Here is a 26,170-nt window from a genome sequence, read left to right as displayed (position 1 = left end):
GATATCTCTTTTTTAAGGATTTTTTCTAATTAGTTAGTCGCCACCTTAAAGATGATCAAGGTTTTTTAAGATAATGTCTGCTCTTTTCAATACTTCTGATCTCAAATGAGCATCCATTTTATCCCAGATCCGGTACACCATAGAGAGCCTGTGGTTTTTGCCAAGCTTGCTTCTGTTTCTATCGTGAAAGTCCCAATACAGGCTGTTAAATGGGCAGGAATTTTCTCCAATTTTTTCAGTGCGGTCATACTTACAGTTATCGCAATAATTGCTCATTTTATGGATGTAGTTGGCCGTTGCAGTATATGGTTTTGAGCCTGTAATGCCGCCATCTGCATATTGGCTCATTCCCCTGGTATTGGTAATTTCTACCCATTGTATGGCATCGATATAGATTCCCAGATACCAGAAATCAACCTCATCCGGATTAATGCCTGCAAGCAGTGCAAAATTCCCTGTGATCATTAAACGCTGGATATGGTGAGCGTACGCATATTCTAGAGACTGATTGATGGAATGCTTTAAACAGTTCATATCCGTTTTTCCTGTCCAGTACCATTTTGGAAGTTTTCTGTTATGATCAAAGAAGTTCATTTTCTCAAACGCTGGCATTTTCATCCAGTAAATCCCCCTCATGTATTCGCGCCAGCCCAAAATCTGCCTAACAAAGCCCTCTATCTGATTCATGGTGATCGATTTCTTATTTTCCTTCCAATATTCAATCGCTGAACTGACCACTTCTACCGGTGAAATAAGTTTGGTATTCATGCTAAACGATAAGCGGGAATGATAAAGAGACCATTCTTCTGTTTGCATCGTATCCTGGAAGGTGCCAAATAAATGGAGGCAATTTTCACAGAAATAACGTAGCAGTTTTAAAGATTGTTCCCTGTTTATTGGCCAGAGGAGGTGTTTAGGGTCAATATTGCCAATGGTTTTAATTTCTCCATCTTTTATTCTTTCATACTGTTTGCTTACATTATTCTCAAATAATAAAGGCGGATTTGGTTTGTGGTTTTTAGGAAGTTTCTTGCGGTTTTCTACATCAAAATTCCATTGGCCTCCTAGTGGATCATTGCCATCATCTAATAAGATGTGGTGTTTTGAGCGCATAGCCCGGTAGAAGCTTTCCATCAACAATTCTTTTTTTCCTGAAAAGAAGTCTCCGAGTTCAGTTCTGCTGGTGTAAAAATGTTCGGTATCAAAAGCCTGGCTAGCGATATGTAAGTTATCGCAGAACTTGTTCAGTTCCTGATCAAGGCGATATTCATCAGGCAATTGGTAATGAAATTCCGTTATTCCAAACTTCTCTATTAAGTAGCTCAGGTTATCTGAAAAATTTTGTTTGTTCTTCGGATCGTCAAGTCGAAGGTACAGTGTTTCAAATCCTTTACCGTTTAGCAATTCGGCAAAATTTTCCATGGCTGCGAAAAATGCACATGCTTTCTGGATGTGGTGCCAAACATAATTGGTTTCCGTTTTAACTTCCATCAACACATGAAGCGTATCAGGCGCTGCTTTCTTAAACCAGGAATGTTGTATGTTAAGCTGGTCGCCCAGAACGAGCCGTAATATTTTATATTTTCTTGCCATGGCTAAGAATGAAATAGTTTTTAATTCGGGTGATGCTTCATTAACCCATCGCTTTTTCCAAGTAAGGCCTGCACATTTTCCAGTACTTGAAAAACGATGGAAAAGCGCCGGTAATTTCAGGAAACATCCATTCATAACCATCTTTAATGCCTATATAGTAAACATATGCCGGGTGATCTTTGGATATGAAAATGTTATCTGAAAATAAATTACTGTCTTTATATAACAAGGCGAGTTCAGATAGTTCACCAGTAAAAAGCTGAATCCCAGGAATATTGTTTGAAAGAGAAATGATAAAATCGATCACATTTTTACTAACCGGGTATTTCAAAAAGTGGCTTGGCTCCAGTAATAATATTCGGTTGGCATGATCATTCTTCCGCCAGAGCGGATCAAGGTTGTAGCTGTTGTAAATTAAGGTTGGTTTCGATACGTCTATTGATGGTACTGCGGTTTCTGGCAAAACAGTTTTTAATTGCAGGGAGGTTCGATGTTTTAATATACCTGGTATAGAAATTAAGGGTAACGCTTCATAGCCTTTATCTAAAAAAGTTTCTTGCTGGTTATCCAAGGTATATTTATTGATATTCTCCTGGTTGCAGTAATATTTTTTAGAAGCAAATGCACCAGATACCCACTGCCAGCTGGCATTATTGCTTGCAAGATCTCCATCCAGTAAATGGTAGTATAACCAGGTCGCGGGTTTTTTCCAATGGGTTTTACCGATGTTGCATACGATCGAAGCTACATACATTCTGATGTGGTTGTGCATATAACCTGTTTGATATAGCATATTTATGCCTTTGTCGATAGCAGCTATTCCTGTTTTGGCTTCCAATACTGACGTTATCATTTCATATTCCGCTACATTTTCCTGAGGTTTACCCATATCTTGCCAGATCAGATCCTTTTTCTCCTGCCAGATCCGCTGATAATATTCACGCCAGGCCAGCTCCTGTAAAAATTTTTCAGCCGCGTCCAGTTTGATGCCCTGATTAATAATTTGTTGTTGGATCTGCTTTAGGCTGATTACCCCACGGGAAATATATGGAGATAGATAACTAACAGCACCATTTATGAAATTTCTGGTTTTTGCATATTGCACAACATCCAGATTTTTAATTTTACTTAAAATTATATTGTAATCTGTAGTAAATTCCATTTCAGCCAAATTACCTTTTGGTTATTTTATTATTTGAAATTGCCCTTTGTCGGTCGCATTTAAAGCGTGAAATTGCATTAGCCTTTAATGCAGCATGTTTGGTAGATTTATTATTCATCCTTTTTCGCCACATTTTAAAGCTGCGCTTTTTCATTTCTTTCCTCATTAACACGATTACTTCCTGGTGTTTCAGTCCAAATTGTACAAAGATCGCATCAAAGGTAGTCCGGTCTTCCCATGCCATTTCTATGATCCTGTCAATTTCAACTGCCGAAAGTGTATTGATGTTAGTCATTTTTTAATTCATTAGCGGTTTTATATCGGCTCTTACTTATTCGTTATATTTTGTTGTATCTGCTTTTAAGTGCTGAACCAAACATCAGCATAAATTTATGGCTGTTGGAAATCCTGACCCGCTCATTCATAATCTGTGTTGCTGTTTTCTTCTTTATCTTCTCGAAAAGTGCCCTGTAGTAAACGTATGCCAGGTATACACCACCTCTCGATGATTTTGGCAATGCTTTTATGCCATATAGCGCAGCATCGAATTCAGCTGAAATCTGATTTTCTATCACCAGTTTTTCAGCTATTGAAAATTCAGACAGGTTTATATCCGGGAAATAATTTCTGCTTAACGAATAAAAATCTGCTTTTACATCCCTCAAAAAATTTACTTTCTGGAAAGCGGAACCCAATTTCATCGCAGGTTCCTTTAAACGCTCGTAATTGTCCGAATCTCCATCTACAAAAACCTGCAGGCACATTAGGCCCACAACCTGTGCCGATCCCAGAATGTAACGGTCATATTTTTCAGGAGTATATTTTTGCTGATGAAGATCCATCTCCATACTTTCCAGAAAGAGCTCAATGAGTTCTTTTTTTATTTTGTATTGGTTTACCACCTGTTGAAAGGCATTAAGGATTGGGTTTAAACTGATCTTGTCGTGGATAGCCTCTTCACAATCCCGTTTAAATTTATACAGTAGGGTGGCCTTATCATAGTCATGGAAACTATCTACAATTTCATCTGCAAGCCTAACAAAACCATATATCGCGTAAATGGCATCCCGATGGCGTTTGTTTAGGAAACGGATGCCCAGTGAAAAGCTTGTGCTGTAACTTTTGGTAACTACCTTACTGCACTGCGCAGATACGCTGTCATAGATTATCTTCATTTATTAATAATTAAATCTTTTCGAAATTTTGTTCGTAATGGAAATCTTCAAGCTTCTTAAGAATAGCAATCAGCCTTATTTTTTCATCGTTATTTAGTGGACCGGTAACTTTGGCAGATGCCAGGCGAATGCTATCCATACATTTATTAAGCTCATTATTTCCCTTCTCGGTAATGGCTATGATTACGCTTCTTTTATCTACACCCGAAGGTTTTTGTTCGATAAAACCTTTATCCAGTAACCTTTTAATAATCAATGTTCCTGCTGGCTTATCGTGCACATTTTCTTTAATAAGGTCTGTTTTGCTCATTGCACCATGCGAAACCAGATTGATGAGATAAATGAATTCATCTGGAGTAGAAAATGAACTTCCTGCTATCGCATCTTTTGCATGCATCTTTGCATACCTGTAAAGGTGAACAAGTGTTGTATTGATCACACTATCTGCAGATCTTCCGTTTATTTTGCCGCTCCATTCAGGTTCTACATGTGGTAACAAAGCATTGCCTGCCGAGTGTTCACTAAGCCATTTTTGAAAAGCGTGTAAATCATCTTTCGGTTTTGTAGCGGTGTTTTCGTAAGTTTTAACCAATGATAATAGTTCGTTTATGAGATTGTACAGCATGTTTTTTAGATTAGAACAGTTATGGATGCGGTTTCATCAGCGCCAGTTTTACAGTTAAAATGTTGTTTTTAAATTGCTCATGCCGCCATCAATGGGAATAACCTGACCCGTTATCCAACTGCTTTCTGGTGATAATAAAAATTTGATGGCGGTGCTGATGTCTTTAGGTGATCCATATCTTCCTATGGGATGCCTTTTTGCAGAAGCTTCCATCTTTTCAGGGGTATTGAGCAGTTTAGACGCCAATGGTGTATCGGTTAAAGATGGTGCCAAAACATTTACCCTAATCTGGCTTCCGCTCAACTCCGCCGCTAAAGAAATGGCTAATCCCTCTACTGCTGCTTTGGATGCGGCAATGCTGGCATGATAAGGCATTCCTGTTCTCGCGGCCACAGAACTAATTAGCACAATGGATGCAGCTTCAGCATTTTTTAGTGGTTTAAGCGATTGTTGTATAGATAAAGCCGCCCCAACAACATTAAGTTTAAAATCTGCTATCAGGTCGTTTTCTGTAATTCTGGAAAAAGGTTTAAGATTAATGTTGCCAACGCAATAAACAAATCCATGCAGTTCAGCAGGTAGCATTTCAGATAAGGTTCCGGTTTCCTGCATAACATCCAGCTCAATATAGCGGACAGATTCAGGCCAGCTGTCTGAGCGGCTTCTGGATGCAGCAAAAACGTTTGCACCTTCACCACTGAGCAGGTGAACCAGATCAAGGCCTATACCAGAGCTTCCGCCAATAATGAGTATGTTTTTATTTTGGAATTGCATGAGATGATTACTTTAGTATCAATATAGTTTATAAATACGTAAATCTTAATATTTTGGTTTATAAATAAACTAAACATTTATTAACAATGATTCTAATTACCTAATTTTCAGTAAAATAACTTTGCTGCAAGATAGGGGAGCGCAGCTAACCTTAACTACCTTTCTGATATACAAATGGCTCAATATCTCCGGCATACCATTAATACCTACGTTAAATCCTTAGTATTTGTCAGAATTTTAATTAATATTGAAAACGATACGGTTACTGAAGTTCATTTCTTAAAATTTAATACATAATATTAATCTATGATTCGTTTTTTATTTTGCCTGTTTGTTTGTTCCGGTTTATTTTTTCGATGTTTTGGACAAAAAAACGATTTATTGTGGTACAATACTCCGGCAAAAAAATGGACTGAAGCTTTGCCTGTTGGGAATGGCATGTTGGGTGCAATGATTTTCGGCGATCCGTCGAATGAATTACTCCAGCTTAATGAAGCCACTTTATGGAGCGGTGGGCCGGTAAAACCGAATGTGAATCCCAAAGCGCCAGAATATCTGATGCGTACCCGCGAGTTACTTTTGAAAAATGAGAATTATCAGGATGCAAATAAAGAGGCAAGTAAAATGCAAGGGGTTTATTCTCAATCTTTTTTACCCATGGCCGATCTTAAGTTGAAACAGGATATTGGTGCAGTTCAATTTGAGCAATATTTAAGAGACTTATCCATTGATGAAAGTATGGCAACTGTTCGTTTTAAGGCAAACGGAGTGGCTTACAAACGCGAAATTATCGCTACTGCTCCAGGCAAGGCCATTGTTGTTCGCTTAAGTGCAGATAAACCCGGTATGATCAATTTTTTTGCCAGTGTAAGTAGTCAGCTTAAAGGAGCTGTAACTGCTGATGGGAACAATGGTATTATTTTTAAAGGAAAAGCCCCATCACAGGTTGATCCCAATTACATAGATTATAATTCGAAGCCTATAAGATATGATGATGGAGATTGCAGCGGTATGCGGGTAGCCATGCAGGTTCGGGCTGTTTTAAAAGGTGGAAGCGTACGGTCTGATACTTCGGGTTTGAAGGTTAAAAATGCCGATGAAGTGTTATTGTTTATTTGTGCCGCTACTAGTTTTAATGGTTTCGATAAATGCCCGGTAAGTGAGGGAAAGGATGAGGTTAAAATTAGTAACGATAATCTTTTAGCTGTAACCAGGCGACCATGGAAAACACTTTTTACGGAGCATGTAGCCGATTACTCGCATTATTTTACTCGTGTTAAATTTACGCTGGGCTCAACAAGTAATGTTACAAATGCTAAACTTCCCACAAATGAACGACTGATTGGATTTAGTAAAGGCGTAACCGATCCGGCATTCGAAACACTTTTATATCAATACGGAAGATACCTGCTCATCAGTTCTTCGCGTCCTGGCGGACCTCCTGCTAATCTTCAGGGAATCTGGAACGCCTCTATGCGACCACCATGGAGCTCAAATTACACCATTAACATCAATACCCAAATGAATTATTGGCCTGCTGCCATCAGCAATTTGGAAGAGATGGAATACCCTTTATTTAAATTTATCAATGATCTAGCAATAACAGGAAAAGAAACTGCCAAAGATTTTTATCATATGAAAGGCTGGGTAGCACATCATAACAGCGATATCTGGGCTTTAAGTAATCCGGTAGGTGATTTAGGTAAGGGTGATCCGAAATGGGCAAACTGGTATATGGCCGCTCCATGGCTAAGCCGGCATTTATATGAGCATTATCGGTTTACCCAGGATAAGGACTTTTTGAAAAAGGCTTATCCGGTGATGAAGGGCGCAGCAGAATTTTTAGTTGATTATCTGGTAGAAGATAAAAACGGATACCTGGTTACCGCTCCTTCATTCTCGCCTGAAAATGAATATTATGACGATAAAGGGAAACCCGCAAATACCTCTGTCGCAACAACGATGGATATGTCTATCATTCGCGACCATTTCCGCAATTGTATAGAAGCTTCTGAAGCATTAAAAATTGATGCAGCATTCAGAAAACTACTTCAAGCCAAATTAGCGAAACTATATCCGCTTCATATCGGTAAGGCGGGTAACTTGCAGGAGTGGTACAAGGATTGGAAAGATGTAGAACCGCATCACCGCCATGTAAGTCATCTTTTTGGTTTACATCCGGGACGGGAAATATCTCCCTTAATCAATCCTGATATTGCTGCAGCAAGTAAAAAGACACTTGAATTACGTGGAGATGAGGGGACTGGCTGGAGTCTTGCCTGGAAAATCAACTTCTGGGCCCGTTTACTTGATGGCGATCATGCCTATAAATTGGTTCGCGATTTAATGCGCGATTTAAGTGTCTCAAAGGGCGGCGGTTTATATCCTAACCTTTTTGATGCACATCCACCATTTCAAATTGATGGAAATTTTGGGGCAACATCAGGTATAACCGAAATGCTCTTGCAAAGTCAACTTGATGAGTTACATTTATTGCCTGCACTTCCAACAGCATGGGCTAATGGAAAAATATCCGGACTAAAAGCCAGAGGCGCTTTTACTGTGGATATGGAATGGGATGCAGGTAAATTAAAGTCAGCATTGATCAGATCTGGAAATGGTGGCAATTGTATAATCAGAACCAGTAACAAGATTCATGTGGATGGCGTTAAACAAAAAGTTACTAAAACCGGAAATGGATACCTCACTACTTTTTTAACCAGTAAAGGAAAAGTTTATAAAATAATGGGTTAAGTAGTTTTATCAAAGTTCTTGCAGAATTTGTCTGCTATGCAGAAATATTGGTAACTTTATCGTATGATATGATGCGCTTGTTATCTTCAAGTGCCTGATATTAAATTTCTTAACTAAGGAATTTTGCTGGCGTGATTACGATTTTAAATCCAAGTAATTACCTGACTCAAGTATATATCCAATCTACACGATAGGAAATTTATTAAAAAAATTAAGATTATTCGAAAAAGCAGATTCATCGGAAATTTATCCTATAAGAGATTTTTTAAAGCGTAATAATGAATTATTGTGCATAATTTCTTGATACTGATTGAAACTGTTGCACATTCACGGCATTAACATAGAAAATATCGGGAGCAGACTTTAATTATCATATGATTTTTTGTTTTCGATACGCCACAATATCCAGTTTTTATTAGAGCAGACCGGATGCAGCGAAATTCCCTTTAAACTAAACATTTGTATCATATCGGCATTCAATAGTCCGAATGGATCATATTGGCTTTCTTTTTTTGTGGCTAATATGTAAGATACATGTTTTTCTGGCTGGGCAAGTGCGGCCAAAAAACTATTTTCCCCTGGAGTTAGAAATACTTGAGCAGATCCTGTTAATGCGATGATCCGGTAGGCATTGGCGTCATCTGCAAGTATAGCATCATCAGATTTAATGTTTCTGATGTAATTGGATATTTTTTCAGCATCGCCCCTGTAAAGCGGTTTACGCATAATTAAGGATACAAATGCATTCAGGTATTTTTTCTCTTCAGGCACATGGCTCGAATTTATGGTAATGTATGCGGTAAATAGCTGTATGATGATAATTGAAAGATAAAAATATTTGCTGAATCTCAGTTCTTTGATATTTTTTGCGTTTGCTATAACGGCCCAGGAAAGGCATATAAAGGCCGCGTAAAAATGAATGGGAATGTAAACATTAGGGTATTTTATCTTTAAGAATTCCATGAAGAAAAAAAGGGAAAAAACCACAAAGATGTTTCGGTTGATACTCTTGAAAATACCTAAGCAAAACAGTAGTAGGGGCGCAAATAACCATATTCTTACCGTTGTTAAGAAATGAACCTCAGGAAATATACGGCCCAGTTTGTTCTGTGCTAAATTCTTTAGATTATCTGTTTGATCTGTAATTGTGCTGTAATTTGCATAAGGACTATTTAAGTAATAATCGGCATCTCCGGTGTAAACCTGGTTCAGTAGCCTGAAAATCAACATCGCGGTTATCGGTAGCGCAAAGATAACGAGGTATATGGCCAATGTTTTATTGACCAGTTTACGCCTTATCGATTCCGTATTAAATGCAATTGCAATCTTGTCCATGTGATCGTTTTTTGCAACTGTCATAGATTGAAGCGCTACAAAAAAAATGATGGGAAGGATAAACAGCATTAGCCAGAAAAACTTAACCGAACAGAAAATAAGCAGTGTAAAATAGATGCTGGCTACCGAAATATGGTAAGATGTATTGGTGCGGAAATACCTGAAAATGCTTATCAAAAATAGATAAAAGAAGATGAGCATCATGTACGAACTTTTTCCTGATACAGCGAAATAAATAAACGCCGGATGCAAAATAAAGGTAATGAGTATGCCTAAAAACAACCAGTTTCGGTGCTCGTGCGTTCTGATTGAAAATGTAATGATGAAAAATAGTGCAGAAGTACCTAATGCTGAGGCAAGAACCGGAGAAAACCTCAAATCTATAAAAGAGAAAACCCATGACAACATGAAAGGCATCTGCGGGAAAGTAAGTCCGGCGAGCTTGATCTGGTCTACATCGCCCTCGCGCAGAAGCGCAGATTTTTCTGTAAAAAAAAGGGCTTCATTACTGTGCACTCCTCCATAATAAAGCGTGTAAGCGATATATAGATAATAACCGAACAATAAGAACGATATCAGGATTAAGGATTTATTCGGTTTAGCGCTCATTTTGTATCCGTTTTGATCTCTCTGTTCGTTTGTAACTTACTTAGGCCATGATCCGTTTTTTCCCAATAAAATGGTTTGGTAATCAGTTGCCATAGTCCCTTATACGCAGCAATGGAGTGCATTAACCAGTAAAACGGGTTAAGAATGGAGAATAAAATGAGTTCATAATATCTTCGTTTGAAGACAGCGATCATATTAACGTAGATAATGAGTATGTTGCCTATTGCCAGGTTGAAAATCGAAATATAAAGAACCCAGTCAGGAAATACGGTACGGATATTGTCAAGATCGAATATCAGGTAGCAAATAAAAATCAGGAGCAGAAGCGGGTAGATGAGAAAGGTAACAGGTGTTGCGCCTATAAAAAAGTTAAAGCCCAAAAAACCCTTCCAGCCTATTTTTGCTATCAGTTTTGAAGGATTACGCATATGTACCAGATAGGTTTGCATATAACCTTTTATCCATCTGGAGCGTTGCCTGATCCAGTTGAAAGGTTCGTTGTTGGCTTCCTCATAAGTGGTAGAGTTTACCAGTGCAACCTTGTAGCCTTTTGCAAAAGCCCTAATACCAAGGTCGGCATCTTCGGTAACATTAAAAGGATCCCAGCCGCCCAGTTCCATCAGCTTTTCGAACTTAAAATGGTTACTGGTACCGCCTAATGGAACGGGAATATCAAGTGTGCTTAGGCCGGGCAGCATATAATCGAACCAGTACGAATATTCGAGGGTAAACATTCGTGTAAGGAAGTTTTCATTCCTGTTAAAGTAATTCAGTGCACATTGTATGCAGATGTAGTTTTCAGGAAGCTTGCTGAATAGGATCACAACCTTTCTCAGCTGGTCATGGTCTGGTATATCTTCAGCATCATAAATGGTAAGATACTCGCCACGCGAAAAATAGAGACCATAGTTACAGGCTTTTGGTTTTGTTTTTGGCATGTGGAAAGGAACAACAATCACTTCAAAAATGGCCGGAAAATCAAGATCTCTTACAGCATTTAATGTTTTGTCATCATCTTCTTCTATCAGGAGTTTAATATCAAGTTTCTCTCTCGGGTAATCTAACGATTGTAGGTTCCAGATCAGTTTTTTGATCAGCTTATCTTCTCTGTAAACTGGTAACTGAATGGTAAAAACAGGCAGTTCTTGTTTCTTTGCCCCTAAAATCTCTTTTTTGCTTACTGCCTGGAAAAGTTCGAGCTTTGATCCGGTAAGGGCAAGAAACAACTTAAAAGTAACGGCCACCAAAAAGAAGCTGCTCATTAACATATTAATGACGATGGTGGTGTTTGTAAAACTGAGAAAGAGAGAAACTGTAACCAGCGCAATAACTGAAAAGATGATAATGAGCTGGGATTTGGTAAAAGTGACAAGAGCCGAGCTTTCCGGATCCCTGTTGAGTAACTCGAAAACCGCTTTTTTAACATAGGTTTCACCCAGTAGTTTATGTCCGAGCCAAATGATATCAAGATCGGAGCTAAGCAGTACTTTTACAGGGCAACCGTACTTTTCCTCAATCAACAGAAAATCTGCTGTTGCAGTAGGATCGGCAACGGCAACAACTACATAACCATCTTCTATTCGCAACGGCAGGATTAGATCGCGATCAACGGATTTAAGATCCGTCTGCATCATTACCTCAAGATCAGTCTCTTCCAATCGAACGTCTTTAAAATCATAGCCTTCTTCCAATAAGCATTTTTGATAATCTTTCCGGCTGATGTACCCAAAATTAAGCAGTATTTTAACCAGTGATAATCCGCTGGTTTCTCCAAAAGAAGCAATCCGCACCACATCATCACGCGTTATATAACCATGCTCAGATAGTATTCCTATAATATAACGCTTTTGTTCTTTGTCCATATTAAAAGCGTATAATCCCGGTAACTGTAACGCCTTGGCCAATACCGGAGTTTCTGTTGAATATATCATGGAAAAGGCCTGCGAATATCCAGTTATCACCAGTAATGCGCTGTCCAAAGCCGATATTGGCTTTTACAAATGTAAATTCGGTGTTTGAAGCTGGATTTTCTGGATTAAATTGGTTCGATCTTAACGAACTGATCCCGTTTATCTCTCCCATAAGTTGATTGTTTTTGCCCAAATGCAATCCTGATGTTGCGATGTAGCTTACCTGTCCTACGTTACCAAACGTATTACCGAAATACTGCCTGTAACCTGCTTCTACATTAAAATAAGCTGCCGGGGTAGTTCCACTAAAAAGTAATTTTAGTTCGGAACCGAATTGGCCATAACCCGTGCTTGGGTTACCATTTTTGCTATACAGCGGAACCGCTGCCAATGCCTGGGCCGAGAGAAAGTACTTTTTTTGATTAAATTGCAAAAGATTGTATTTAAGCCCTATTTCTACGTCCGAAAGTGCCGTATTGCTATTTCTTTGCATATTATCTTTAAACTGTGCAGAAGTTAAAGGAAGTTTTGCAACCAGATCAAGGTGGTCTGTAATGCCATATTCCAGATAAAGCTGCATCGTAAAAGAACTGTATTTTCCGTCATTTGCATAATTATACTTCTGCCCATTAAGATCGCGGTACTGGTTGGCCACGAAATAACTGAGGTAGGGGGCCAATAGCGCTTTGCCTTTTCGCATAGGGAAGCCACTTGCTATAGCATACTGTACCATGAAAAATGAAATAATTGTTGCGAAAATAAATTTTATAGCTTTGGGCTTCATGGCAATAAATTATTGATTTACAATTTTTTGTGACTTTTTTACTTTTGAGCGTACATATAGGTAAGCCAAAAAAATCAGGAACAGCGCACCCGCAAGCAAAAGCAATTTGTATTTGAGCCACAGCGTTAGCCAATGGCCGTTGCCATCACCTTCATAAACAATATTGTTGCTGTTCCTTTCGAGGTTGAATATGAGGTGGTTGTTTTTGCTGTTGATCATTGTATTTCCTGACAGCAGGTTTAACTGTTCATTTAAATCCAGAATGCTATTTGACAAAATTTCTGTAGCAGCATCGTTGGGCAGGGCGGTAACAGAAAGTATCAAAGGATAATTCTGATCACTAAAGATCTGCGAAATTGCTGCAGCTTCTGGTGAGGAAAGTTTATATATCGCTTCACCAGGCTGCTCCCCATAAATGGTGAAATCATTTTGATACTGTAAGGGCATCTCTTTAAAACTAAGAAGCAACTGATCCTGCCTATCGCTTATTAATACAATGTTGCGTCCTTTATACTTATCCGCATTGTTACTAAAATCGACAATGGGACGGTATACGATCTCATTACTCGGATGGTCATTTAACTGATAGGCCAATTCACAAATTGCTTTTACTGCATGAGAAAGCATATTCTTTGCTACCAATATGGCCGTTCCCTGTTGAAAAGCATCAGGATAACTGTAAAAACTGGCTTGCTTTTCCTCCATGTCATCAGATACTTCTATATAAGATTTTGAGGCATCAACCTGTCCGATAAAATGTCGAAAATTACCCTTACACATTCCATCCGCCGGGTAAAAAATAAATTCTGTTCTGAGTACATTAAATTTTTTGATCTGGTAGCGGTTAACTGTTGTAACTACCTGCAATGCGCCTGATTCATTCAATTGTCTGCTTGTGAGTAGGATATCGTTTAAATAAACATTAAAATATCCCCTGTCATTTTGCCCAATACCAGAAAACTTAATCTCAAACTGGCAGTTCAATGCTGCCGGAATAGAGTTGAATACCGATGTTTTAAAGCGATAATCATGCGTAAGACTGCCTGTCCCCGTCATTAGATTGTTATTGTTTTCCAGGACAGAGAGATTCAGTCTGTTTTTTTTCTCCAATTCCTTATATCCTGCCTTTTCAACTTTTAATACGTCCTGAAAGCTACTATTCAAAATTCCAGGGGTCAGCAGTGCGTCAGCAGCTTTGCTCATACCGGCAGCGTCAGCTGCGGTTACAAATAGGATCTGCCTGAGCGATCCATCCTTTGTGGTATCGGTTTCTTTATGCAGATAGAGAATACCCTGGCCTTTTTTAGGATCTATATTTAATTTGGAACCAAATTTCGACTTAAGCTTATGCGCTAATCCAACAGCAATAAAATTATCTAGACTTTTTGGCATCTGCGAAATTGGATAAAGCGCTATGCGCTCGGTACCGCCCCTTAACAGTTTAGCATAGGTTAAAGCAACTGTTTGCAGTTCAGCAGCCGAAATATCATTGGGATAAACAATCGCTTTTTTGCTGAAAAGGGCATTGGAAAGATTGACACTAGACGGACCATACTGCTTATTTTTGGCCCAGTACACAGTAGAGCTTGGCAAAATGTTTAGCCATAAACCAGCTTGGTTCTCATCCTGGCAAACATCATCTCCAATCATTAGCTGTGATTTGACGGTAATTTTTAGAAAGTCAGCAGTGCTGTTGTTGCTTTTGCGTATGTGTACTACAAGCCTGTTGATACTGTCTGCCTGAAAATTGCTGCTAAGTGCAGGCATATCATTAACCATGATATGAATAAATGACTTTGCAGTATTTAGTATCTTTGATGCCTGGAAATCGATTATTAGGGTGCTTTTATCCATCTGTTGGCTGGGCAGTACGCGGATGTAATAAATATACTGTCCTTCAGTTCCCCTTATCAATTGGGATTGATAACCGTAAGATTCGAATGACTTTTGTGCGAAACCTGATAGGGAGCAAATAAACAGTGCGAAAAAGATCAGTAGTTTTTTCATCTGGATAAAAATTTGAATAGTATTATTGGTTAAAAGCAAGTACGTAACAGCTATGGGTTTGGCTTTTATGATATATGAGTTCGCCTCCCATTTTTTCGGCAAGCAGCTTGGCAATATAAAAACCAGGGCCAAGACCCTGATTAAGGCTTTGTACCGTTGGTACTGCAGATTCCCATTCGTTTACCACACGATCTGCTTCTATGCCAGGTAGTATACAGTTGATGATCAGATGAAGTTTGTTGTTGCTTTCCCTCATCCTGCAATCAATAAGTTCGTTTTTGTTGCAGAATTTAAAACAGTTCGCGAAAAGGTTAAAAAGAATCTGTTCGGTATAAAGTTGATCCAATTGGACCATTGGCCATTTTTTGTGCGGGTCTATATTAAAGTTTATGTGGGGATACCCAAAATCGTTAACCATGCAATTGACTACCGCTTGGGCACTGGCAAAAAGATCGACTTTTTTTAGAGATACTACAACGTCACTTGATAGGGCCGAATGATCATTAGGGAAAAGTTCTGCAAGTTGTTGCAGCCTAAGTATATTTTGGTTTATAGTTTCTATGTGATGTAAATTTTGGTGCTCATACTCGGAATTTCTTATCGCATTCGCCGATAAATTGATCGAACTGACAAAACTCAGTATATCTTCCCGCACAAATGCCATAAAGCTATCTTGCTGCATAACCAGCCCAGTTAATCTAGAATTCGATAGTTCAACTTGCTGGTTTTTCTCTACCAGTTCATCATGTAGCAGATTGAGCTGGGTTGTTGTATTTTTTAAACGCAGATTGTTTAAAGTATTTCTTCTAATAATGTCATACCTGGCCATTGGGATAAAACAGGAGAAAAAAAAGATGATTATAAATAGTCCAGCACCTTGGGTAATATAGGTTTCTACACTAACCGTATTAAGGAGGTGATATCCTATTGCCATAAATATAAGTGTGGCAAAAAAATGACCGAATGAGTTTACAGGGTTCCAAAAAACTACGAGGTTAAAAAGCATTGATAAACTCGCAAAAACCATAAAAAATATAGGCGCAATATCAAACGGTACAATATTGCATATAATGGAAACATTAATTGATATGAGCAGAATTGTGGTATGTAATGCAGGATCGGCAGATTTTCCAAGTCTCAACGAAATGTCGTAAACAGCATATATTAGTAAAACTATGATTATTTTAGTGAGAAAAAGTTCTTGATAAATAGGGTAGGCGTACACATAATCCAATATGCCCAGTAAGGGATATAGGAATATAACTGTCCAAATAATGATATTGGCGTAGTATGTCGATTTTTTTGTTAATTGCTTTTCATATGCCATTTCACTGACATAAATAGCACTTGAGGTACCTGTTATGGTTGGGGATTTCATAATGTCAGAGATGAATTTTAAACATAATAAAAAAAACGAATTGAAACAAAAAAAATACATACTGTTGCTTCTGATCGTTTTTGAGCAGTTTGGCTATGCACAGCAAAGCAGTCTGTCTTATTTGCGCGCTAACCAATTAGGACATGGTATTAATGTATCCTGGCTTGAACAGTACTGGAATCCTAAAGCATTGGACTTAAATAAATTAACCGATGCCGATTTCCGGTTAATTGCTGGTTTAGGGCTTAAAACAATCCGTTTGCCTGTTGCTTTTCAACAGTTCTATATCGAGGGCAGCGATATACAGAAAGCGAAACTGCTTTCTAATATAGATGCAGTGATCAAAAAATCCATTAAATACCGGATGAAGTTAGTGCTGGTAAACCATTATGGTAACCTCAGGGTAGATCATTTGCAATACGATACAGAAGAACTATTGGGGCTATGGACACTTCTTGAAAAACGTTACCGAAAAATCAGTGGCAACAGCCTGTATTTTGAGTTGCTGAACGAACCGGTGATCAGTGATCAGCAATGGCTTCCGGTTGCACAAAAACTGATAGCACGTATAAGGAAGATGTCGCCTGGTAGGACAATTATTGTGGGAGCCTCAAATTATAACAGTATTTACGAGCTGAGTAGGACAACTCCTTTACCATTTAAAAATATCATATATACCTTTCATTTTTATGAACCATTTATATTTACACATCAGGGTGCCGATTGGATAGGGAAACAGGTATCTACGACAGGCATCCCTTTTCCTTATCAAGATCATCAGATGCCCCCTTTAGCCCCGTCTGCAAAGGGAACGGCCGGTGAGGCAAATTATAATAATTACCACAATGAGGGAAAGGCCGGAGCCGTGCACGATAAATTGATGATCATTAAGCAATGGTCTAATACCAATCACGTACCCGTATTATGCGGTGAGTATGGCGTATACAAGAAATTTGCATCCGGGCAGAGCATATGCAATTATTTAACCGCTGTTAAAAACGAACTCGATCGGCTATCCATTCCATGGATGATCTGGGAATATGATGAAAATTTCTCTGTTTTTAAAGGTAAACCTGGTATAAAAATGTTGAGCCCCTGTATGGTAGATCTGTTTAGGGAGTAATTTTAAGGTGCTTGTTCCCGCATAAAGCATAATTAAACTTGCGAGTAAAGCCCAACATAATGCCATGGATGTTGTAACAATTTGTGCTTTAAAGTTTTATTTGCTCAATTGAAGGTGCTTTGGCAGTTTCCTTAGTTAACTTGATTTAATGAGGAGAAAAACTGAGTCCACGCAGTGCAAATTCTATTGCATCATGTAATTTGTTTCCTGCCAGATTATATCCTAAAAACCACAACTGACATTAAGTCAAGTTGTGGTTTTTCCCGTATTAAAAATTCGACTTAAAACTAAGAGATTTTTCCGATTATCATTTCGTTTTCGCTCTTTTCAGCGTGCATTTTCCAATGTGTTTCCGCAACCTCTTTTGAAGAAATAACAGGCGTTCCCGGAGGGAAATGTTTTAATAATTCTTGGTCGGGTTCATCAGTATTATAAACCAACCCGCCAATTGACACAATGCCTACAAAAATATTTTCGGCTGACAAATCGTTGTTCAGCACACGGACATAATTTAATAAAGCACCAGCAGCAATTCCGAAACTAGCTGTTGTAGCACTTGGTTTTTGTGCAGACGAAGCAGTCGTAAATAACAAACTCCCCTCTTTTTTAGAAAGCATATCGGGCAGTACTGCTTGTACTACTGTAATTGCACTTAACAATTGGAAATCTAAATGGAATGTTGCATTTTCAACATCTATTTTTCTTGGTCTACGCATGGTTTCCATTGACGGAGTTGGGCTAAACTCTATTATATCAATAGCACCAAAATGTTTTTTTACAGCAGCCAAAGCATCTTTTAAAGAATTTTTATCCAATACATCAGCGTAAAAAGAAGCAGCAGAAATTTTTTGTGCTTCAAGCTGTTTAACCAAATCATTTAATTTTTCCTGATTTCTAGCCAAAAGCGCTACATGATAACCTTCTTTTCCAAAACGTTGTGCTACAGCCAATCCAACACCTGGACCGGCACCAATAATTGCAATAGTTTTTGCCATTTGTTTACTTTTTATTTAGTGCCACAAAAATACCTAAATTGCTAAAAAATTGCAGGTAGTTACCAAAATGTAACTACTTACCTTTAAGTAATCGACTTTATGATTGAGATAACAAAACGACTACAGAAATCTGCCGAGCTATTTCCTAATGTTACGGAATGTAAATCTTCCATAGGCCCAATACAAGATGCTTTATACGTATTGGGCGGAAAATGGAGGATTCCTATTTTGGTAGCCATGCTTGAAGGCAACAGGCATTTTGGTGAAATTCAAAAGACAATAAATAAAATTTCTGCGAAAGTGCTTGCACACGAATTAAAGGAACTTGAATTAAATGGTTTTGTAAACCGACATGTTTATGACACGAAACCTGTAGGCATTGAATACGAACTTACTGAATATACAAATTCGCTGGGTACTGTAATTGTTGCATTGAGGGAATGGGGAATATTACACCGTGAAAAAGTGAAGACAGAGTGGAATTGAAAAACAACAGACTTATAGGCCACACCCCGAGCTTTGACACTAATAGGCTCTGCTAGCATTTCCCGAAGCGGATTCTGTTCTACGGACTTTAAAATCATTTACAAAAAATTGAACTCAATGGATAAGGTCAATATTTAATGCCTGTAAGTTTGAAACGTTGCCTCAATAAGAATCTAACAGGAAAATAATTTGAATTGAAATGCATTGCCAGATATAGAAAAATATGTCTATAATTGATCTCAATTTATTCTTAAATTGGCTTCAGACAAAGTTTTGGCACTAAAACCCCTTTTTAATGAGCATGAATTGCTGGCTAAAATAGCTAAAGGGGATGAGCGTGCCTTTACGGAACTTTTTGAAGGTTATTATGGTGCATTGGGTGAGTTTGTATATAAAATTACTGAATCGAAAGCTGTAACTCAGGAAATTGTCCAGGATGCCTTCATCAAAATTTGGCTACGAAGGGAGACTCTTGTCGATATTAAAAGTTTCAGTAATTACCTGTTCATCATTTGTAGAAACCAAACGTATAACCAGTTAAGGAAAATTGCTCTTGAACGTAATTTTAATTTGCCAATCGAACAACACATTAACAGGGATTTTGATATTCAGGAAGAGCTTGTGCAAGTTGACCATTACCGGGTACTAATCGATAGTTCTATTGATAAACTTCCGGAACAAGCTAAAAGAGTTTATCTGCTCAGTCGCCACGAAAGGCTAAAGCACGAAGAAATTGCTAAAAAATTAAATATTTCATCTGAAACAGTTAAAAAGCACATTCAATATGCCGTTAACTTCATTAAGAAAGACCTTGATTCTAAAATCGACATCGTTATACTGATGATTTTAATGAATTATTTAATGATTTATTAATGTTTAGTTAATTTTTATTAACACCACTACCCCTTTTTTGCTGGTCTTGTGTCTTTAGTGCAAAATGTCGATAAATCCATTTTTTATGCAGGACGTACGGTTAAATATACTCTTCAAGAAATACTTCGATAAAACAGCAAATCAGCAGGAGCGGGAAGAATTGTTTTTGTTGGTCAGCACAGTAGAAAATAGAGAAAATATTGAGCATGAAATGGAATTGCATTGGGTAAATTTTAATGCAATAAATAATCCATTTTCAGTGCAGGACAAATCTGCAATGATCGAAAATATGCTTCACTTTATTGGTGAAGAAGCTGTAAAGCCAAATAAACAAGTTAAGACTTATAAATTATTTTTGAAATGGGTTGTAGCAGCATCTATTGCCATTGTAGTAATGTTTGGAAGTTATTTTTATTATAATAATGATAAACAATCAACAGACGCAGTAGCTTACGAACAAGATATCGCTCCGGGGAAAAATGTTGCAACTTTAACCCTGGCAAATGGGCAAAAGATTTTGGTTAATAATGCATTATCAGGAAATATTGCAATGCAATCTGGTGTAAAGATTTCCAAAACACCTGATGGGCAGATTGTATATGAGATCATGGATAATGGTGCAAAGAATTCAGGATACAATACTTTATCGACTTCTCGTGGGGAACAAACTCAGTTGCGTTTACCTGATGGAACACTCGTGTTCCTGAATGCAGCATCTTCATTAAAATATCCGGTAAGTTTCGTTGAAAAAGGTAAACGACAGGTCTTTTTAACAGGTGAAGGATATTTCGAAGTTGCTAAAGATCGTTTGCACCCTTTCATTGTAAAAACGGCGCGACAGGAAGTTCGGGTTTTAGGAACACATTTCAATATAAATGCATACGAAGATGAGGCAGCTACAAAAACCACATTGCTGGAAGGAAGTGTATTGATCTCAAATTCAAACCACAGCCAAAAAGTACTAAAGCCAGGGGAGCAATCTGTCCTTGATGCTGGTCTAATCCAGGTTGCGCCTGCAGATGTTGAAGAAGTTACCGACTGGAAGAACGGGGAATTTATTTTTGGTGGGGATGATTTTCGTACGGTGATGCGCAAGATTGGGCGTTGGTACAATATCGAAGTAATCTATGAACCATCAGCTCCTGTAAATCTGCAATTAGGAGGGTTCTCGTCTAGATCACGAAATATTTCTACTGTATTAAAGATGATTGCAAAAACTGGCGAAGTGCATTTTAGGATAGAAGGACAAAAGGTGTTTGTAAGCAAATAATTATAATATCAATTAACAGATTATTAATTTTTAAACAAAAAGGATGAAAATACTTGTACGACAGCAAAACTGAGCATAAAAGGTCAGGGGTATGCGGAAACATCCCCTGACGATAGTTCAGCATTAGTAAAATCAACTAAAACTGCAACAGCCCTGAGCTTCGAACCACATGGGCTGATGCTAAACCAAACCAAACAAATGTATAAATTTTATCTCATTGAAACGGATAGATCCAACCGTCTATTCCCTAAACTCTGGCTTGTAATGCGCCTAACCACCGTTATTATATTAATCACGCTGATGCAGGTAAGCGCAGCTGGTTTTGCACAAAATGTGACCCTAAATCATAAAAATGTATCTCTTGAAAAAATTTTCCGGGAAATTCATCGGCAAACTGGCTATGATTTCCTGTACAACCGGGATATTATCTCGAAAAAGCAACCTATCAATATTGCTGTAGACAATCAGCCACTTCAAACAGTACTTACCTCATGCCTGAGCAAACTCTCATTGGAATTTTCTATAGAAGATAAAATGGTTGTTATCAGAGAACAGGTAAATACGGGAAATGATGGTAATGTTGCTGTTGATCTGACTATTTCGGGCAAGGTGACTGACTCCACAGGTACGGCTCTATCCAATGCAAGTGTAAAGAATGTCACGCAGAACAAATCTGTCGTCACTGCAGAGAACGGTACTTTTACCATTGCCGCCAATGTTGGGGACCGGATTGAAATTTCATTTGTCGGATTTATAAAGATCAGCTTTACAGCAAAGGAAAATTTGCCCTATCAATTGATTAGACTTAATGTAACAAGTGATAAGCTTACAGAAGTGCAGGTTGTTTCTACAGGTTACCAGACCTTACCTAAGGAGCGGAGTGCAGGATCTTTTGCAAAGCCCGACATGGAGATATTGAAAAACCGGACGGGAACAATGAACATCCTCCAACGTTTGGATGGATTAATTCCTGGTCTAACCATCAACAATGCAAATACAGACAACTTTCAAGTCCGTGGACTAACCTCCATTGGTGTGCTTAGTGGGGGTACAAGTGGCGTTTACAGTGGTACCGAGCGTGGGCCACTTATTGTTGTAGACGGGATCGCGATCAGTAATATTGCTTCGGTAAACCCAAACGATGTAGCTGATATAACTGTGCTGAAAGATGCTACAGCTGCATCCATCTGGGGTTCCAGGGCTGCAAACGGCGTAATCGTAATTACAACGAAACAAGGGGGGCGTTCAGGGAAATTAAAAATTGAATATGATGGTTTCGTTAATTTTTTAGGCAAACCTGATCTGGACAATATGCCCTTACTAAACAGCCAGCAATTTATACAGGCTGCGAAAGATATATTCGATCCTTCCGTTACAAGCTGGCAAACGGCAAGCAATGCCCCGTTTGCAATTAGTACCGGCGTTTCTCCTCACGAACAAATTTTGTTTGACTGGTCGCGCAAGCTAATTCCAACCTCGGTAAAAGATGCTAAACTGGATAGTCTGGCAGGAATTAGTAACCATGCACAAATCAGGGATCTCTTCTATCAAAATGAGTTGTTAACCAACCATACACTTTCGGTAAGGGGAGGAACCGAAAAATACAGCATTTACGGTTCTTTTGCTTATACTGGAGCTCAGAATAGCAAACCCGGATCTTATACCAATACGTACAAAGTCAATGCCCGTCAGGATTACCGTCCCTCACGCTATCTGAGTATGTACCTGATTACCGATCTTACCAATTCTAGAAGTAAGACAACACCTTTGCCGAACGCCAATTATACTTTTTTACCGTATCAGTTGTTTAGCGATGCGAATGGGAACAATATTCACATGCCCTGGTTATCAAGGACAGATTCTTTACGTAAAGCTTATGAGACCAGAAGTGGTATAAGTTTAGATTATAGTCCATTAGATGAAGCAGGATATGGTTATACCCTTACCGATAACCTGCTGGCCAGGCTCACCGCAGGCGTTTCACTCATCCTATTAAACGGTTTAAAACTGGAAGGTATATATGGATTGGTAAAAGGCAGTGACAACAGCCGTAATTATCGGGCACAGGAAGCTTACGAATCCAGAAATGAAGTGGTAAGTTTTGCCACAGGGAGTGTGGCCACAAACAACATCCGTTATTTTATGCCCCAAAAAGGAGGACGATACATATCGGGGAATAATGTACAGGAAAACTGGACCATCCGTCATCAATTGGCATACAATAAAAACTGGAAAGCATCAGACCACCAGTTATCTGCCATTTTTGGTGCAGAAATGCAAAAGGCGTTGACAAGAAGTACATCGATTACGCAAAGAGGTTTTAACCCGCAACTTGGTACATCTCAACCGTTAAACTATGATACTTTAGCCAAAGGGGTCGTTAATACGATTATGCGTTACAACTCTTCGAGGAGTACTTACAATACCAATGATTTTAGTTATGCAGAGGTAGAAACACGGTTTCGGTCGATTTATGCAAATGCAGCCTACACTTTCCTACAGCGTTATACCGTTAATGGTAGCTGGCGTCAGGACAAATCCAATCTTTTTGGCACTGAAAAATCGGCTCAGAATAAGCCTGTATGGAGTATTGGCGTAAACTGGGCGCTTTCAAGAGAGCATTTTATGGAAAATATCAAATGGCTTCAAAGATTCAACCTAAGGGCAACTTATGGAATTACAGGAAATGCACCAACACCCGGAACAGCAGCCTCTAAAGATATTATTATCGCAGGAACTGGGTCAGCAACATTTCCCGGATCAATCGCTTATGTCATTTCAAGTTATGCCAACAGAAGCCTTACCTGGGAATCGACGAAAGTAACCAATGTTGGAATGGATTTCACAATATTGAACGGCAGGATCAGCGGGGCCTTGGATTTATATCATAAAAAGACGGAGAACTTACTTGGCAATCTACCAAGCAATGGTTTCACAGGTGTAACCACAATCGTGGGTAACCTGGGCGATCTCACCAATAAAGGTATTGAGTTAAGCCTTACTACCATAAATGTGGTCAGCGGTAACTTCAGCTGGAATACTTTATGGAACATTGCTTACAATTCAAATAAAATCAATCGCCTCTCCACAGCCCTTACTGCAACGACAGGTAATTCGGTCATCAACAACAATGCTTACGGGGGCTTCTACCAAGGGTATGCAGCTTATGCACTTTTTGCCTACAATTATGCCGGACTGGACAATATGGGTGATCCGCAAATCCGGTTGGCAAATGGTACGGTAACTAAAGCGTTGAACGTAGCCAAGCCGGAAGATATGGTCTTCATGGGTACTTATCAGCCCAAATGGAGCGGTGGTTTTTCCAATACCTTCAGGTATAAGTCACTTTCACTTTCTGCTAATGTGATCTACAACCTGGGGCATGTGATGAGACGTGACCTGGACAGAACCTATACCCTCAATAGCCTGTCTCCGAACGGCATATCACTAACAGGTGCGAATGTCCATTCAGATTTTGCTTTACGCTGGCAGAAGCCAGGCGACGAAAATTTCACGGACATACCTGGCTGGGTAAGTAATGCAAACACGAGTGGGAGCAGACGTTTTGTTAATTATTATCTATACGGAAATACGAATGTGATCAGTGCGTCATATATTAAATTACGGGATGTTACACTTGCTTACAAGCTTCCTGATATGTTATCGCGCCGCATTAACGCCGAAGGAATAACAATACGGGTGCAGACAGGTAACATCATGCTATGGAAAGCAAACAAATTTGATATTGATCCGGAATTTCAGAATGCACTGTTGGGTATACGAGGACAAGTAGCTAATCAGCATACTTTTTCCGTTGGCATCCACGTAGACTTCTAATCATTTAAAATAAAGAAAAATGCTAAAGAAAAATTTAATCACCATATTATTTTTTATAGTACTGTCATATTGTACGGTACTTACCTCTTGTAAAAAGAATTTCCTGGAGGTTGATCCGATTGGTAGACTCATTGCAAAGACAACGAACGATTATAACAATCTCTTTTACACAACAAGTTTGCTGGCCACGGGCTCTTCAGATATACAGATTACCCTGAGTGACGAAGTTGCAGGGGTTTCTACTTACCTGAATCCGGCGGCTGTTAGAATTCAGAAGGCCTTTCGCTGGGAAAACGACATCTATCTGGATAATGAAGATGCTGTTGAATTTACCCGTTTAACAGCGCAGGTCTATTTGCTCAATAAGATTGCGAATGAAGTAATGAGTTCTACAGATGGTTCTGAATCTGAAAAAAGAGCGTTACAGGCAGAGGCACTTGCAACCAGGGCCTGGAGTTATTTTATGCTCATCAATTACTATGGCAAACCATACAATCCGGCAACAGCAGCAGCTGATCCGGGCTTTCCTATTGTTACAGAAGCGGATGCAGCAGTAACTTCCTTTAGTAGAGCCAGCGTACAGGAAGTTTATGATTTCATTATAAAAGATCTTACTGAAAATATTCCTGCTCTTCCACGGAACTCAAATTTTGGATTGAGACAGCGGATGAACAAATCGGCAGCTATTGTTTTATTGGGCAAGGTCTATCTTTTTATGGGTAGATACACAGAGGCGTTGGAACAATTAAATTTGGCTGCGACCCTACTACCAACCAATGTAACTACAGAGCTCTATGATTATAACCAAACGCTTGTTCTTGGCGGTAGTTGGGGCTATTCGCCAACGGTAAATTCATACACGAATGGCCCACTTCCTTTTCAAAGTAACGAAGGCATGCTGGCAAGAAATTTCACTTCCAGTTTTATGGAATCCTCAAATTTACTGCTTTTGACCCAGGAAGCCTACCAACTGTATGGTGCGAACGACCAAAGGAAAAAATTATTTACGTCAAAGGCTAATCCCATCTCAACTAACGTAACCTTTCCATTAAACATGGTAAGAAGGTATGGCTATAATACAGTTCCTTCTTATGGGATAACCTATCCTGAATATTTCCTCCTTCGTGCAGAATGTAAAGCCAGAACCAACGATTTGACTGGCGCTAAGGACGATCTTGAAACACTTCGGAAAAAAAGAATGCCCGCAGCTGATGCTGTTGTGAATATTTCAGATCGTAATCAGATGATTAGGTTTGTTATAAATGAGCGCCAGAGGGAGTTTGCACTTAATGGTTATCGTTGGTTTGATATGAGGCGGTTATCTGTTGACCCACTTTTTGCTAACGATGTTTATACACATAAAATTTTCGATATTCAAGGCAATATTGTATCTACTTACACCTTGCCTAAAGAACGCTTAACCCTCAGGTTACCGCTTAAAATAATGGCCCAGAATGCTAACCTAACAAATAATCCATAA

19 protein-coding genes are annotated in these 26,170 nt (G+C 38.8%); 7 read left to right on the top strand and 12 right to left on the bottom strand.

The window, feature by feature from the left end:
* Positions 1-45: 45 nt before the first annotated feature.
* Genes OQX63_RS21465 through OQX63_RS21440 form a run of 6 tightly spaced genes read right to left on the bottom strand, consistent with a single transcriptional unit; the run spans position 46 to position 5,329 of the window.
* The gene (locus OQX63_RS21465) at positions 46-1,593 is read right to left on the bottom strand and encodes a cryptochrome/photolyase family protein (protein WP_265852852.1); all 1,548 of its coding nucleotides are present in this window, start codon (positions 1,591-1,593) and stop codon (positions 46-48) included.
* 40 nt (positions 1,594-1,633) lie between these two features.
* Positions 1,634-2,755: an FAD-binding domain-containing protein gene (locus tag OQX63_RS21460; RefSeq protein WP_265852851.1), complete on the bottom strand. Its 1,122-nt coding sequence runs from the start codon at positions 2,753-2,755 to the stop codon at positions 1,634-1,636.
* 10 nt (positions 2,756-2,765) lie between these two features.
* Positions 2,766-3,050, bottom strand: a complete 285-nt coding sequence (locus OQX63_RS21455; RefSeq protein ID WP_265852850.1) for a TIGR03643 family protein — start codon at positions 3,048-3,050, stop codon at positions 2,766-2,768.
* A gap of 43 nt (positions 3,051-3,093) precedes the next feature.
* Positions 3,094-3,930 (bottom strand): phytoene/squalene synthase family protein, encoded by an 837-nt coding sequence (locus OQX63_RS21450; protein WP_265852849.1) that lies wholly within the window; start codon positions 3,928-3,930, stop codon positions 3,094-3,096.
* Between the two features lie 10 nt (positions 3,931-3,940).
* Positions 3,941-4,555: a MarR family winged helix-turn-helix transcriptional regulator gene (locus tag OQX63_RS21445; RefSeq protein WP_265852848.1), complete on the bottom strand. Its 615-nt coding sequence runs from the start codon at positions 4,553-4,555 to the stop codon at positions 3,941-3,943.
* 54 nt (positions 4,556-4,609) lie between these two features.
* The gene (locus tag OQX63_RS21440; RefSeq protein ID WP_265852847.1) at positions 4,610-5,329 is read right to left on the bottom strand and encodes an SDR family NAD(P)-dependent oxidoreductase; all 720 of its coding nucleotides are present in this window, start codon (positions 5,327-5,329) and stop codon (positions 4,610-4,612) included.
* Between the two features lie 381 nt (positions 5,330-5,710).
* Here OQX63_RS21440 and OQX63_RS21435 point away from each other — a divergent pair, with 381 nt between their 5' ends.
* Positions 5,711-8,083, top strand: coding sequence for a glycoside hydrolase family 95 protein (locus OQX63_RS21435; RefSeq protein ID WP_265852846.1), 2,373 nt, complete (start codon positions 5,711-5,713; stop codon positions 8,081-8,083).
* 363 nt (positions 8,084-8,446) lie between these two features.
* Here OQX63_RS21435 and OQX63_RS21430 read toward each other — a convergent pair whose 3' ends face one another.
* From OQX63_RS21430 to OQX63_RS21410, 5 genes are read right to left on the bottom strand one after another with little or no spacing between them, the layout of a single operon-like run.
* Positions 8,447-10,027: a hypothetical protein gene (locus tag OQX63_RS21430; RefSeq protein WP_265852845.1), complete on the bottom strand. Its 1,581-nt coding sequence runs from the start codon at positions 10,025-10,027 to the stop codon at positions 8,447-8,449.
* Positions 10,024-11,889, bottom strand: a complete 1,866-nt coding sequence (locus tag OQX63_RS21425; RefSeq protein WP_265852844.1) for a glycosyltransferase family 2 protein — start codon at positions 11,887-11,889, stop codon at positions 10,024-10,026. The genes OQX63_RS21430 and OQX63_RS21425 overlap by 4 nt, the downstream gene beginning before the upstream one ends.
* A 1-nt stretch (position 11,890) precedes the next feature.
* Complete coding sequence (locus OQX63_RS21420) at positions 11,891-12,721, bottom strand: hypothetical protein (protein ID WP_265852843.1); 831 nt, start codon at positions 12,719-12,721, stop codon at positions 11,891-11,893.
* A gap of 9 nt (positions 12,722-12,730) precedes the next feature.
* Positions 12,731-14,728 (bottom strand): cellulose biosynthesis cyclic di-GMP-binding regulatory protein BcsB, encoded by a 1,998-nt coding sequence (locus OQX63_RS21415; protein WP_265852842.1) that lies wholly within the window; start codon positions 14,726-14,728, stop codon positions 12,731-12,733.
* 22 nt (positions 14,729-14,750) lie between these two features.
* Positions 14,751-16,106 (bottom strand): sensor histidine kinase, encoded by a 1,356-nt coding sequence (locus tag OQX63_RS21410; protein WP_265852841.1) that lies wholly within the window; start codon positions 16,104-16,106, stop codon positions 14,751-14,753.
* A 40-nt stretch (positions 16,107-16,146) separates the two neighbouring features.
* Here OQX63_RS21410 and OQX63_RS21405 point away from each other — a divergent pair, with 40 nt between their 5' ends.
* Positions 16,147-17,229, top strand: a complete 1,083-nt coding sequence (locus tag OQX63_RS21405; protein WP_265852840.1) for a glycoside hydrolase family 5 protein — start codon at positions 16,147-16,149, stop codon at positions 17,227-17,229.
* 287 nt (positions 17,230-17,516) lie between these two features.
* On the opposite strand, the gene OQX63_RS21400 is transcribed toward OQX63_RS21405, so the two are convergent.
* Positions 17,517-18,224, bottom strand: coding sequence for an SDR family oxidoreductase (locus OQX63_RS21400; RefSeq protein WP_265852839.1), 708 nt, complete (start codon positions 18,222-18,224; stop codon positions 17,517-17,519).
* Between the two features lie 99 nt (positions 18,225-18,323).
* Between OQX63_RS21400 and OQX63_RS21395 the strand changes: the two genes are divergently transcribed.
* From OQX63_RS21395 to OQX63_RS21375, 5 genes are all read left to right on the top strand, one after another.
* Positions 18,324-18,710, top strand: coding sequence for a winged helix-turn-helix transcriptional regulator (locus OQX63_RS21395; protein WP_265852838.1), 387 nt, complete (start codon positions 18,324-18,326; stop codon positions 18,708-18,710).
* A gap of 255 nt (positions 18,711-18,965) precedes the next feature.
* Positions 18,966-19,583 (top strand): RNA polymerase sigma factor, encoded by a 618-nt coding sequence (locus OQX63_RS21390; protein WP_265852837.1) that lies wholly within the window; start codon positions 18,966-18,968, stop codon positions 19,581-19,583.
* Positions 19,584-19,668: 85 nt separating this feature from the next.
* On the top strand, positions 19,669-20,853 hold the full coding sequence (locus tag OQX63_RS21385; protein ID WP_265852836.1) for a FecR family protein: 1,185 nt from the start codon (positions 19,669-19,671) through the stop codon (positions 20,851-20,853).
* A gap of 264 nt (positions 20,854-21,117) precedes the next feature.
* Complete coding sequence (locus tag OQX63_RS21380) at positions 21,118-24,690, top strand: SusC/RagA family TonB-linked outer membrane protein (RefSeq protein WP_265852835.1); 3,573 nt, start codon at positions 21,118-21,120, stop codon at positions 24,688-24,690.
* A gap of 19 nt (positions 24,691-24,709) precedes the next feature.
* Complete coding sequence (locus tag OQX63_RS21375) at positions 24,710-26,170, top strand: RagB/SusD family nutrient uptake outer membrane protein (RefSeq protein WP_265852834.1); 1,461 nt, start codon at positions 24,710-24,712, stop codon at positions 26,168-26,170.

This window comes from Pedobacter sp. PF22-3, assembly GCF_026239555.1.
Lineage (GTDB): Bacteria > Bacteroidota > Bacteroidia > Sphingobacteriales > Sphingobacteriaceae > Pedobacter.
Note: the sequence above shows the minus strand (reverse complement) of the source record. Positions and strands in the feature narration are given on the sequence as shown.